This is a genomic window from Geodermatophilus sabuli (genome assembly GCF_010686765.1).
GTDB lineage: Bacteria > Actinomycetota > Actinomycetes > Mycobacteriales > Geodermatophilaceae > Geodermatophilus > Geodermatophilus sabuli_A.
This window is the reverse complement of sequence record NZ_JAAGWF010000009.1, coordinates 118454-130634: the sequence shown is the minus strand read 5'-3', so window position 1 is coordinate 130634 and position 12181 is coordinate 118454. Positions and strand designations below refer to the sequence as shown.

The 12181-nt window shown below is 73.9% G+C and carries 10 protein-coding genes; 7 read left to right on the top strand and 3 right to left on the bottom strand.

Annotated elements, in window-relative coordinates:
• The first annotated feature begins 75 nt into the window (after positions 1–75).
• Complete coding sequence (locus tag GCU56_RS09270; RefSeq protein WP_163481438.1) at positions 76–1290, top strand: NADP-dependent isocitrate dehydrogenase; 1215 nt, start codon at positions 76–78, stop codon at positions 1288–1290.
• Positions 1291–2090: 800 nt separating this feature from the next.
• Here GCU56_RS09270 and GCU56_RS24565 read toward each other — a convergent pair.
• Positions 2091–3026: a CAP domain-containing protein gene (locus GCU56_RS24565; protein ID WP_345771744.1), complete on the bottom strand. Its 936-nt coding sequence runs from the start codon at positions 3024–3026 to the stop codon at positions 2091–2093.
• Positions 3027–3234: 208 nt separating this feature from the next.
• Between GCU56_RS24565 and GCU56_RS09260 the strand changes: the two genes are divergently transcribed.
• Complete coding sequence (locus tag GCU56_RS09260) at positions 3235–4554, top strand: CNNM domain-containing protein (RefSeq protein WP_163481436.1); 1320 nt, start codon at positions 3235–3237, stop codon at positions 4552–4554.
• A gap of 43 nt (positions 4555–4597) precedes the next feature.
• On the opposite strand, the gene galE is transcribed toward GCU56_RS09260, so the two are convergent.
• Entirely contained in the window at positions 4598–5554 is a 957-nt protein-coding gene (galE, locus tag GCU56_RS09255; protein WP_163481434.1) for a UDP-glucose 4-epimerase GalE, read from the bottom strand.
• A 53-nt stretch (positions 5555–5607) separates the two neighbouring features.
• Between galE and hisC the strand changes: the two genes are divergently transcribed.
• From hisC to GCU56_RS09235, 4 genes are all read left to right on the top strand, one after another.
• Complete coding sequence (hisC, locus tag GCU56_RS09250) at positions 5608–6720, top strand: histidinol-phosphate transaminase (RefSeq protein WP_163481432.1); 1113 nt, start codon at positions 5608–5610, stop codon at positions 6718–6720.
• A 63-nt stretch (positions 6721–6783) separates the two neighbouring features.
• A complete protein-coding gene (gene trpS / locus GCU56_RS09245; RefSeq protein ID WP_163481430.1) occupies positions 6784–7806 on the top strand; it encodes a tryptophan--tRNA ligase in 1023 nt (340 codons plus the stop codon).
• Positions 7803–8372: a 2'-5' RNA ligase family protein gene (locus GCU56_RS09240; protein WP_163481428.1), complete on the top strand. Its 570-nt coding sequence runs from the start codon at positions 7803–7805 to the stop codon at positions 8370–8372. Before trpS ends, GCU56_RS09240 begins: the two co-directional genes overlap by 4 nt.
• A gap of 178 nt (positions 8373–8550) precedes the next feature.
• The gene (locus GCU56_RS09235) at positions 8551–9552 is read left to right on the top strand and encodes a YhjD/YihY/BrkB family envelope integrity protein (protein WP_163481426.1); all 1002 of its coding nucleotides are present in this window, start codon (positions 8551–8553) and stop codon (positions 9550–9552) included.
• On the opposite strand, the gene GCU56_RS09230 is transcribed toward GCU56_RS09235, so the two are convergent.
• Positions 9455–10789, bottom strand: a complete 1335-nt coding sequence (locus GCU56_RS09230; RefSeq protein WP_163481424.1) for a serine hydrolase — start codon at positions 10787–10789, stop codon at positions 9455–9457. The two genes, GCU56_RS09235 and GCU56_RS09230, sit on opposite strands and share 98 nt — an antisense overlap.
• 282 nt (positions 10790–11071) lie before the next feature.
• On the opposite strand from GCU56_RS09230, the gene GCU56_RS09225 reads away from it, so the two are divergent.
• Entirely contained in the window at positions 11072–12145 is a 1074-nt protein-coding gene (locus tag GCU56_RS09225; protein ID WP_345771743.1) for a BMP family lipoprotein, read from the top strand.
• Positions 12146–12181: the final 36 nt, after the last annotated feature.

The following is a 12181-nucleotide window of genomic DNA, read 5'->3' as shown; positions in this document are numbered from 1 at the left end:
GCGCGCGAGCTCGGTCGCGCACCGGGAGGCACAGCAGCCGCGAACGCGGTCGACGAGCGCTAGCGAGGAGAGCACGTGAGCAAGATCAAGGTCGAGGGCACCGTCGTGGAACTCGACGGCGACGAGATGACCCGGATCATCTGGCAGTTCATCAAGGACCAGCTGATCCTCCCGTACCTCGACGTGGAGCTCGAGTACTACGACCTCGGGATCGAGAAGCGCGACGAGACCGACGACCAGATCACGGTCGACGCCGCCAACGCCATCCAGCGGCACGGCGTCGGCGTCAAGTGCGCGACGATCACCCCGGACGAGGCGCGGGTCGAGGAGTTCGGCCTCCAGCGGATGTACCGGTCCCCGAACGGCACCATCCGCAACATCCTCGGCGGCGTGATCTTCCGCGAGCCGATCATCATGTCGAACGTGCCGCGGCTGGTGCCGGGCTGGACCAAGCCGATCGTCGTCGGCCGCCACGCCTTCGGCGACCAGTACCGCGCCACCGACTTCCGGTTCCCGGGCGAGGGCACGCTGACCCTCACCTTCACGCCGAAGGACGGCTCCGCGCCGATCGAGCACGAGGTGTTCCAGTCGCCCGGTGGCGGCGTCGCCATGGCGATGTACAACCTGGACGAGTCGATCCGCGACTTCGCCCGCGCCTCGATGAACTACTCGCTGCAGCGCGGCTACCCGCTCTACCTGTCCACCAAGAACACGATCCTCAAGGCCTACGACGGGCGGTTCAAGGACCTGTTCGAGGAGACCTTCCAGGCGGAGTTCGCCGCGAAGTTCGAGGAAGCCGGCATCACCTACGAGCACCGGCTGATCGACGACATGGTCGCGGCCTCCCTCAAGTGGGAGGGCGGCTACGTCTGGGCCTGCAAGAACTACGACGGTGACGTGCAGTCCGACACGGTCGCGCAGGGCTTCGGGTCACTGGGCCTGATGACCTCGGTGCTGATGAGCCCGGACGGCCGCACCGTCGAGGCCGAGGCCGCCCACGGCACGGTCACCCGCCACTACCGCCAGCACCAGCAGGGCAAGGAGACGTCGACCAACCCGATCGCGTCGATCTTCGCCTGGACGCGGGGGCTGGCGCACCGCGGCAAGCTGGACGGCACCCCCGAGGTGACCCGCTTCGCCGAGACCCTGGAGCAGGTCTGCATCGACACCGTCGAGGGCGGCCAGATGACCAAGGACCTCGCGCTGCTGATCTCCCGCGACCAGCCGTGGCTCACCACCCAGGACTTCCTGGCCGCGATCGACACCAACCTGCAGAAGGCGATGGCCTGACGGAGCACCCCCTCCCGGTCACCGTCCGGTGACCACCGCACGCCAGTGGCCCCCTCGGCACCTCCGAGGGGGCCACTGACGTGTGCCGGCCGTTCTGCCGGACGGCGCGACTCCGGGGAAGTGGGGCCTCCGCGCGTCCGCGCGGGAACGCCTTCCCCGGAGTCGCTGTCCCTGTGGACGGCACCCGCGGACGGCGGCGCCGCCCGGGCGAGCTGTCGCGGTGCCGAGCCCCCACCGCCCGCCAGCGCTCCGCGGGTGCGTGTCCCGGGAGGGCGACGCGCTCGCCGACGGCCTGCTGACCGAGGGAGCGCTGCGGGGCACCGCCTGGCGACGCCTCCACCCGGGGGGTACGTCGACGCCGACCTGCCGCCGTCCCTCGAGTCGGTGCCGGCGCTGGACGTGCCGCTCCGGCGGACCGCAGTGAGTCGCGGGGAGCTGCTCGACGCTGCCGCCGTGGTGGTCGGCCGCCGGGGGGCGGCGAGCGCAGCGGTCGGTGGATCCCACGGATGCTCGCGCGCAGTCGCAGCAGGAGTCGCGACTGCGTGTCGTCCTCGCGCTGGCCGGGCTCGTCGCCGTCCCGCAGTCCACCGTGCGGACCGATCAGGGCCGGTTCGTGGCGCGGGTGGACCTCGCCCTTCCCGCCCTCTGCACGTCGCAGCCGCCGACCTGCGCGACCCGGTGGCGCTGGTCGCGCAGGTGCGCGCTGTGCCGCGCCGCGACTCCGGGGGGGCAGCGCGACGAGGGTCGTCGGCAGGTGCGGTCCCCCCGAAGTCGTCGACGTCGGGGAACGCGCGGGGCCCTCAGGAGCCGAAGAGTTGCGTCCACCAGGGGCCGCCCGGGCCCTCCGCGATGCCCACGCCGAGCGTGCGCAGGCTGCAGTCGAGGATGTTGGCACGGTGCCCGGCGCTGTTCATCCAGGCCTTCATGACCGCGGCCGGGTCGGGCTGGCCGTAGGCGATGTTCTCCGCCCGCGAGTTCGTGATGCCGGCCTTCTCGGCGCGGTCGAAGGGTGAGAGGCCCTCGAGGTTGGTGTGCGAGAAGAAGTCGCGGTCGCGCATGTCCGCGCTGTGCGCCCGGGCGACGCCGGCGAGGCCTCCGTCGGCCACCAGTGGCGCGCAGCCGGCACCCGAGCGCTCCTGGTTCACCAGCGCCAGCACCTGCCCCTCGGCGGTGGGATCGGCCGGTGCGGCGGCCGCGGCCGCGGTCGCGCGCGGAGCGGGAGCCGGAGCCGGGGCCGGGGCCGGAGCCGGAGCGGGCTGGGGCTTCTCGACAGCGGCGGGGGCCGGGGCAGGCGCCGGGGCGGTGTCCTCCTGGGCCGGGACGTCGGCCTCGGGCGTCGGCTCCTCGACCGCAGCCGGGGCCGGCACCTCCGGCGCGGGCGCGGTGACCGGCGCATCCGGCGCGGGCGTCGGGACGCCGTCGACTCCCAACTGGACCGTGCCGCCGGAGCCCGCACCCGCGTCAGCCCCCGTGCCGGGGTCCGCGGTGGACGGCGACCCGTCGACGGGCGCACCGGCCGTCGCGGCGGTCGACTCGAGCGAGACGGGATCAGAGGCGCCGGTCATGGCGCTGGAGACCATCGGGACGGCGAGGGCGATGGTGGCGACCGCCCCGGCCACGACGAGGACGGGCAGGAGCTGGCGCAGGCGGAGGACGCGGCGCAGGACGGAGGACCAGCGACCGAGGGTGGCGGCGAGCCGGGAAGACAGCGGGGGTCCCGCCGGGGTGTGATGCACGGGGTAACCCTCACGAGTTGCTGGATCACGAATCGTTACTGTCGACGAAGACTAACCGCACTTCCGTCACCACGGACAGTCAGATGTGGCACAGCTCACGTTTGGTTCGACTCAACCCTCGAGAGGGGCCTCCGGTAGGCCGCCAGGCCGATGACGGGCAGCATGGTGGGCGTCCGGGACAACGAACACACCGAGGAGCGCGCCGCCGGTGAGCGACGTCTGGCTCGACATCGTCATGGTCGTGGTCTTCGTGCTGGTCGGGGGTGCCTTCGCCGGCGCCGAGATCGCGCTGGTGAGCCTGCGGGAGTCCCAGGTCCGCTCGATGTCCGAGCGAGGCCGGCGGGGCCGCACCGTCGCCCGCCTGCTGAGCGACCCCAACCGGTTCCTCGCCGCGGTCCAGGTGGGCGTCACGCTCGCCGGCTTCTTCTCCGCCGCCTTCGGCGCCAGCACGCTGTCCGAGCCGCTGGGCGACTGGCTGACCCGCCTCGGGCTCGGCAGCAGCCTCGCCGGGACGCTGGCGTTCGTCGTCGTCACGCTGGCGATCAGCTACCTGTCCCTCGTGGTCGGCGAGCTCACGCCCAAGCGGCTGGCGCTGCAGCGGGCCGAGGGGTTCGCGCTGCTCGTGGCCGCTCCGCTGAACGCCATCGCCAAGCTGTTCCGGCCGGTCATCTGGCTGCTGTCGGTGTCGACGAACGTGCTGGTCCGGCTGCTCGGCGGTGACCCCAAGGCCAGCGGTGAGGCGATCAGCCAGGAGGAGCTGCGCGACCTCGTCGCCGCCCACGAGTCGCTGAGCAGCGACGAACGCCGGCTCATCGACGAGGTCTTCCGCGCCGGTGACCGCGAGGTCCGTGAGGTGATGACGCCGCGCACCGAGGTGGACTTCCTCGAGGCGTCGATGACCGCCAGCCGCGCCGCCCGTCAGGTGCACGACTCGAGCCACTCCCGCTACCCGGTGGTGGGCCGCGACGAGGACGACGTCGTGGGCTTCGTCCACGTGCGCGACCTGTTCCTGCCCAACCACCCCGCGGGCCGGGCGGCGACCGTCGGCGACCTCGGACGCGAGGTGAAGCGGCTGCCCGGTACCGCCGGCGTCCTCACCGCGCTGTCGGAGATGCGGCGGGAGAACCACCACCTGGCCATCGTCGTCGACGAGTACGGCGGCACCGACGGCATCGTGACCCTCGAGGACCTCATCGAGGAGGTCATCGGCGAGATCTACGACGAGTACGACGAGGACGTGGCCGCGGGCTCCGACGAGCTGCCGGGTGGGCCGCACGAGGTCGAGGGGCTGCTCAACCTCGACGACTTCGAGGAGGTGACCGGCCTCCGGCTGCCGGAGGGGCCCTACGAGACGGTCGCCGGGTACGTCCTGGCCGAGCTGGGCCGGCTGCCCGACGTGGGGGACACCGTCGACGTCGAGGGCCGGACGCTCACCGTGCTCGAGCTGGACGGCCGGAGGATCGCCCGCCTGTCGGTCAGCGGGGCGACCGAGACCGAACCGGCGTCGAGCGGCCCCACCGCGGGCTGAGCGAGGACCCCGCGACCCCTCGGCGGGGCCGAGGGGTCCTCGCTCAGGCGCGCTTCTGCGCCGTCTCCCAGGCGTCGCGGACGATGCCGGCGAGGTCGGTGTGCCGCGGCTCCCACCCGAGGTCGCTGCGGATCCGCTCGCTGGAGGCGACCAGTTGAGCCGGGTCGCCGGCCCGCCGCTGGCCGACGACGACCGGCACCGAATGACCGGTGACCTCGCGGACGGCGTCCACGACCTCCTGCACGGAGAAGCCGGTGCCGTTGCCCAGGTTGTAGACGCGGTGCTCGCCCGGCGCGGGGGCGGTCAGTGCCAGCAGGTGCGCGTCGGCGAGGTCGGAGACGTGGATGTAGTCGCGGATGCAGGTGCCGTCCGGCGTCGGGTAGTCCTCGCCGTAGACCGTGATCGCCTCGCGGGTCCCGGCCGCCACCTGCAGCGCGATCGGGATGAGGTGCGTCTCGGTGGTGTGCCGCTCACCCAGCCCGTGGGCGGCGCCGGCCACGTTGAAGTAGCGGAGGCTGACCGCGGCGAAGTCGTACGCCGTGGCGTAGGACGTGAGCATCGCGTCCACGGCGAGCTTGCTGGCGCCGTAGGTGTTGGTGGGGCGGGTCGGCGCGTCCTCGCGGATGGGCACCTGCGCGGGCTCGCCGTACGTGGCGGCCGTGGAGGAGAAGACGATGCGGCGGCAGCCGGCCGCGCGCATGGCCTCCAGCAACGCCAGCGACCCGGCGACGTTGGTGTCCCAGTAGATCTCGGGCTTGACCTGCGACTCGCCGACCAGGCTCTTGGCCGCGAAGTGCAGCACCGCCTCCGGCCGGACGTCGGCCAGCACCGGCGCCGAGTCGTGCAGGGACGCCTGCACGAACGTCGCCCCCGACGGGACGGCGTCCGCGTGGCCGGTGGAGAGGTCGTCGAGGACGGTCACCTCGTGGCCGTCCGCCAGCAGGGCCGCCGTGACTACGCTGCCGATGTAGCCGGCTCCACCGGCGACGAGTACGCGCATGCGTCCACCCTAGGGACCGGCGGCGCCGGGGCGCGCGGTCAGGAGGCAGAGCAGTGGTCAGCGCACGACCGGCGGTGCAGGAACTCCCCGCCTACAGGCCGGGGCGCAACCCCGCCGACCTCGCCCGGGAGATCGGCGTGGCCCGGGCGGTCAAGCTGGCCAGCAACGAGGTCGCGTTCCCGCCGCTGCCGGCCGTCGTCGAGGCCCTGGCCGCCGCTGCCGCGGAGGCCAACCGCTACCCCGACAACGGGGCCGTCGTCCTCACCTCGGCACTGGCGCAGCGCTACGGCGTCGACCCCGCCCAGGTCGTGACCGGCTGCGGCGCGGTCATGCTCTGCCAGCAGCTGGCCCAGTCGTTCAACGACCCGGGTACGAGCATCGCCTTCGCCTGGCGATCGTTCGAGATGTACCCGCTGCTGGCCCGCGTCGCGGGCGCGCGGGCCGTCCAGGTGCCGCTGGCGCCCGGGCGCCCCGGCGGCCCCGCCGACACCCACGACCTCGAGGCGCTGGCCGCGGCGGTGGACGACACGACCCGCGTGGTCTTCGTCTGCAACCCGAACAACCCCACGGGGACGGCGGTCCGGAGGGCGGAGCTGGAGCGGTTCCTCGACACCGTGCCCGCCGACACGCTCGTCGTCCTGGACGAGGCCTACCGGGAGTTCGTCACCGATGCCGACGTCCCCGACGGGATCGAGCTGATGCGCGGGCGCCCCAACGTGGCCGTGCTGCGGACCTTCTCCAAGGCGTGGGGGCTGGCGGGTCTCCGGGTCGGCTACCTGGTCGCCGAGGACCCTGCGGTCGCCGACGCGGTCCGCAAGACGCACGTGCCCTTCAGCGTCTCGAGCCTCGCCCAGGCCGCGGCCGTGGCGGCCCTGGCCAGCGAGGACGAGGTGCGCCGGCGCTGCGCGGCGGTCACCGCCGAGCGCGACCGGCTCACCAGCGCGCTGCGCGAGCGCGGCCTGGACGTCTCCGACAGCCAGGCGAACTTCGTCTGGCTGGCCGTGGGGGAGGAGGCCGCCGGCCTGGCCGCGGCGCTCGAGCAGCGTGCGGTGATCACCCGGCCCTTCGCCGGCGAGGGCATCCGGGTGACCGTCGGCACCCCCGAGGAGGACGACGCCTTCCTCGCCGCGCTCGACGAGGTGCGCTCGGTCACCATCGCCCGGTGAACCGCCGGTCGTGACGAGGACGTTCGGCAGGTGCGGCGCGGCGGCCCCCCGGCGACTGGTTTGATGGCCGACGTGTCTCTTCCCCGTGTGCTCTCCGGCATCCAGCCGACGGCGGGTTCGTTCCACCTCGGGAACCACCTGGGTGCGCTGCGGCAGTGGGTGCAGCTGCAGGAGACCACCGAGAGCTTCTACTGCGTGGTCGACCTGCACGCCATCACGCTGCCCCAGGACCCGGAAGAGCTGCGTCGCAACACCCTGGTGTCGGCTGCCCAGCTGCTGGCCCTCGGCGTCGACCCGGCGCGCAGCACGCTGTTCGTGCAGAGCCACGTACCGGAGCACCTGCAGCTGTCGTGGGTGCTCGAGTGCCTGACCGGCTTCGGCGAGGCCGGCCGGATGACGCAGTTCAAGGACAAGAGCCAACGGGAGGGCACCGGCGCGGCCTCGGTCGGGCTGTTCACCTACCCGGTGCTCATGGCCGCCGACATCCTGGTCTACCGCGCCGCCCAGGTGCCGGTCGGCGACGACCAGCGCCAGCACCTCGAGCTCACCCGCGACCTGGCGACGCGCTTCAACGGCCGCTTCGGCGACACCTTCCCGCTGCCCGAGGGGATCATCCCGGCGGGCGCGGCCCGGGTCATGGACCTGCAGTCGCCGGACAAGAAGATGAGCAAGAGCCTGCCGCCGGCCGGCTGCGTCTTCCTCCTCGACGACCCGAAGGTGACCGCGAAGAAGATCCGGTCCGCGGTGACCGACACCGGCCGGGAGGTGGTGGCCGACCCGGTGGGGAAGCCCGGGATCACCAACCTGCTCACCATCCACAGCGCCCTGTCGGGTACGACGGTCGCCGAGCTGGAGGAGCGCTTCGCCGGCCGCGGGTACGGCGACCTCAAGAAGGAGCTGGCCGAGGTGGTCGTCGACTTCGTGACGCCGGTGCGCGAGCGCACCCGGGAGCTGCTGGACGACCAGGCGGAGCTGGAGCGGGTGCTGGCCGCGGGAGCCGCGCGCGCCCGGGAGGTCGCCGCCGGCACCGTGGCCGACGCCTACGACCGCGTCGGCTTCCTCCCTCCGCCCGGAGCGCGGCCGTGAACGACGACACGTTCGTGCCGCGCAACCGGCCCACGACCCCGGAGACCGCCGTCCTCGGGGTGGTCGTGCCGATCCCGGAGCCGTGGGCCCAGCTGTTCCTCGACTGGCGCACCAAGGTGGGTGACCCCCAGGCCAGCCTCGTGCCGCCGCACGTCACCCTGCTCCCGCCCACCGAGGTGGCCGTCGCCGACCGGCCGGCGATCAGCGCGCACCTCGAGGCCGTCGCCTCCACGCATCCGCCCTTCGACATGCACCTGTCGGGGACCGGCACCTTCTCGCCGGTCTCGGAGGTCGTCTTCGTCACCGTGGCCCGCGGCATCGGCAACTGCGAGCTCATCGCCAACGACGTGCGCTGCGGCCCGCTGGCCCGGTCGCTGTCCTATCCGTACCACCCGCACATCACCGTCGCCCACGACGTCCCGCCGGACATGCTCGACCTGGCCTACTCGGGTCTGGCCGACCTGTCCGCCCAGTTCCGCGTCGCGCACTTCACCGAGTTCGAGCAGGTCGCCGACGGCAGCTGGGCCGTCGCGCGCGAGTACCCGCTCAGCGGCCCGTCCCGCTGACGAAGGGCCCCGTCCTCCCCACCCCTCGCAGGCTCGGGGCGGTGCCCTGGACGGGGCCACCTGCCCCCTGCCGCTCGCGAGCTCGGAGCGGGACCCTGCAGGAGGGCCACACCCCTCGAACGCCCGGGACGGAGCCGCCGGGGCGCGCCGGGCGCGGTCTGCCCGCAGACTCGGCCGGGTGAGCGCCACCAGGACCGAGCGGCCCGTGCCGCCCGCGGCTCCGCCCCCGGGGCGCTGGTCCCGGGTCACGGCTCTCGGTGAGCGGTGGGAGGCGCTGGTCGCCGGGCAGCGCCGGCGCCGTCCGTGGTTCGACCACCTGGCCCGCGCCGGCGGCCGCTACCAGCGGACGCAGGGCGACCTCATGGCGGCCGGTGTCACCTACTTCGTCTTCCTGGGACTCGTCCCGGTGCTGCTGCTCGTCGCCTCGGTCATCGGCCTGGTGCTGGCCGGCAACGCGCTGCTGCAGGACGAGCTCTACGCCGCGATCCGGGACGCGTTCCCCGGGTCCACCGGACGGCAGATCGTGGGTGAGCTGCGTGGGGCGGTGGGCTCGGCCGGTGTGGTGGGCGTGATCGGCCTGGTCGGCTTCGTCTACGCCGGGCTGCGGGCCATGGACAAGCTCCGGGTCGGCATGGAGCGGATCTGGAAGGGCCGGGCCGACGAACCCGAGTTCCTCCGGGACAACCTGCAGGACCTGCTCGCCCTCGTCGCGCTCGGCGCCGCCGGGCTGGTCAGCCTGGGACTGACCGGCGGGGTCACCCAGGCCACGTCCTGGACGCTCGACCTGCTCGGTCTCGACGGCGCCCCCGGCCTGTTCCTGCTGACCGCCGTGATCGGCCTGGCCCTGGCGGTCGCCACCGACGTCGTCGTCTTCCTGTGGCTGCTCAAGGTGGTGCCCGCGACCTCGCACCCGGTGCGCCGACTGCTCCCCGGCGCGCTGTTCGGGGCGCTCGGGTTCGAGGGGATGAAGCTGCTCGGCAGCCTCTACCTCTCGCTGATCTCCGGCAGCGTCACCGCGTCGGCCTTCGGTGGCGCGGTCGGCATCCTGGTGTGGCTCAACATCGTCTGCCGGTTCGCCTTCTTCACCGCGGCGTGGACGGCGACCCTGGCCCGGGTCCAGGCGGCGTCTCCCGAGGTCCCGGCGCGCCTGGCGCCGGTGGTCCCCCCGGCCGACGGCTGACCCGGTCTTCCGCGCCCCGGGGGCGGGTGGGCGCGACGCGGTGCACCGCCCGCCGCCGGCCGACCGCGGTGGCGACGACGATGGCCACCGCGCCGCCGCACAGCGCCAGCGCGAGCGGCAGGGACCCGCCGGGGCCCGCGGCGGTGGCTCCGACGCCGGTGTCGGCCGGAGCCGGCGCCGTCGTCCGCGCCGGCCGCCGTGCGGTCGGCGACGGTGCGGGCGGGACGTCGGCGGCGGAGTCGACCAGCACGCCCACACCGCGCGCTGCGGCGGGGACGGCGAACCCCCAGTCCAGCAGCAGCGCGGCCTGGTCGGCGGCCCGCAGCGGCACGTTCTCGGTGCCCATCACGCTCACCACGAGCCGGCGCCCGTCCCGCTCCGCGGCGGTGACGAAGGTGTGCCGGGCGGCGTCGGTGAAGCCCGTCTTGCCGCCGAGGTTGCCCGGGTACGTGGTCAGCAGCGGGTTCTGGTTCTGGATCTGGTAGCCGGGGGAGCGGCCCTCGATCGGCGGCATCTGCGCGACGGGCGTGCGCAGGAGCGCCGCGGTGCGGGGGTCGTCGACCAGCCGGCGGAACACCAGCGCCAGGTCGTAGGGGGAGGAGGTCTGGCCGGCCAGGTCCAGCCCGGACGGCGTCCCGGCCACGGTGTCGTACGCGCCGATCGCCGCCGCGGTCTCGTTCATGGCCTGCAGGGTCGGTTCCAGACCGCCCGCGGCGCGGGCCAGCGCGTTGGCCGCGTCGTTGCCCGACTGCATCACCAGGGCCTCGAACAGCAGCGACACCGGGTAGCGCCCGCCGGCGACCAGCCCGACGCGGCTGCCCTCGACCTGCTCGTCCTCCACGGTGCCCTCGACGACGATTGTCGGGTCCAGGCGCGGGAACAGGGTCAGCACCGTCAGGGTCTTCAACGTGCTGGCCGGGTACAGGCGGCCGTGCGGGTCGCGGGCGGCCAGCACCGCCCCGCTGCCGGCGTCGGCCACCAGCCAGCCGGCCGCGGTGATCCCGTCGGGCAGCGCCGGTGCCCCGTCGGTGACGACGGTGCCGCGGGTGTCGAGTGCGGCTCCGCCGACGGTCACCCCGCCGGGGCCGGTGCCCTGCGGCGGTCCGCCGGGATCAGGGGCCGTGGGAGTGGGCGCGGCGGGGTCGACGGTCGGACGGGCCTCGGCCAGCGCGGCGCCGGCACCGCCCGTGAGCAGGAGGCCCGCGGTGAGGACGGCGGCCGCCAGCCGCGCTGCCACCGACCGTCCTCGCACCCGACAGACGCTAGCCCCGACCGGTGCGCCGCTCCTCCTCGCGCTGGTGGTGGCCCAGGCCACTGAGGTCCCGCGCCTTCGCAACGATCGCGTCTCGGTCTCCCTCCGGGGTGGCGGCGCGGCCGCCGCACGCGGTTAGCGTGCCCAGGTCGCGCGTTCCGCGCGGGCCGGCCACCCCGGCCCGGCCGGCAGCGCGCGGCTGCCGACCCCACGGGAGGGGCCACCGCGGAACGCGCGCCGGCCCGTCCCCCCAGAGAGGAGACCGTCGTGCGCCGAGCGCGGAGGATGAAGGCCGCGGCGTTGCTGCTGGCCGGCAGCATGGCCCTGGCGGCCTGCGCCAGCGACGAGCCGGAGAGCGGTTCCGGTGGTGGCGGCGGCGGGGGCGCCGCGGCCGAGGAGCTGAAGATCGGCCTGGCCTACGACGCCATCGGCCGCGGCGACCGGTCGTTCAACGACTCCGCCTTCGCCGGCGCCGAGGCGGCCATCGCCGAGTTCGGCGGGGAGTACCGCGAGGTCACCCCGAACGAGGACGGCTCCGACCGTGCCGAACTGCTCGCCCAGCTCGCGGAGCAGGGCTACAACCCGGTCATCGCCGTGGGCTTCGCCTACGACGAGATCATCGCCGACGTCGCCGCCGACTTCCCGGACACGACCTTCGCCCAGGTCGACGGCTCCTTCGAGCTCCCCGACGGGACCAGCAAGGGTGACAACGTCACCGGGCTGATCTTCGCGGCGGAGCAGGGCTCCTTCCTCGCGGGCGTGGCCGCCGCGCTGAAGAGCGAGACCGGCCGGATCGGCTTCGTCGGCGGCGTGGACGTGCCGCTGATCCAGACGTTCCAGGCGGGCTACGAGGCGGGGGCCACCACGGTGAACCCGAACATCGCCGTCGACGTCCAGTACATCTCGCCGGCCGGCGACTTCTCGGGCTTCAACGACCCGGCGCGCGCGCAGATCCTCGCGCAGGGCATGTACTCGGGCGGCGCGGACATCGTGTTCCAGGTCGCCGGCGGCTCCGGCACCGGCGTCTTCCAGGCCGCGGCCGCCGCCGGCGCGCGGGCGATCGGCGTCGACTCCGACCAGTACCAGACGGTCGACGACCCGGCCCTGCAGGCGGTGATCATGACGTCGATGCTCAAGCGGGTCGACAACGCCGTCACGGCCTTCGTCGGGTCGTTCGTCGACGGGAACGTCGAGGGCGGCACCGACCTGCTCTACGACCTGGAGAGCGACGGTGTCGGCCTGGCCACCACGGGCGGCTTCATCGACGACATCCAGGGCGAGATCGACGGGTACCGCCAGCAGATCATCGACGGCGACATCGAGGTCCCCACGACCCCGTGACGCCGGCCTGAACGGCGGAGGACCGACAGCGGGTCC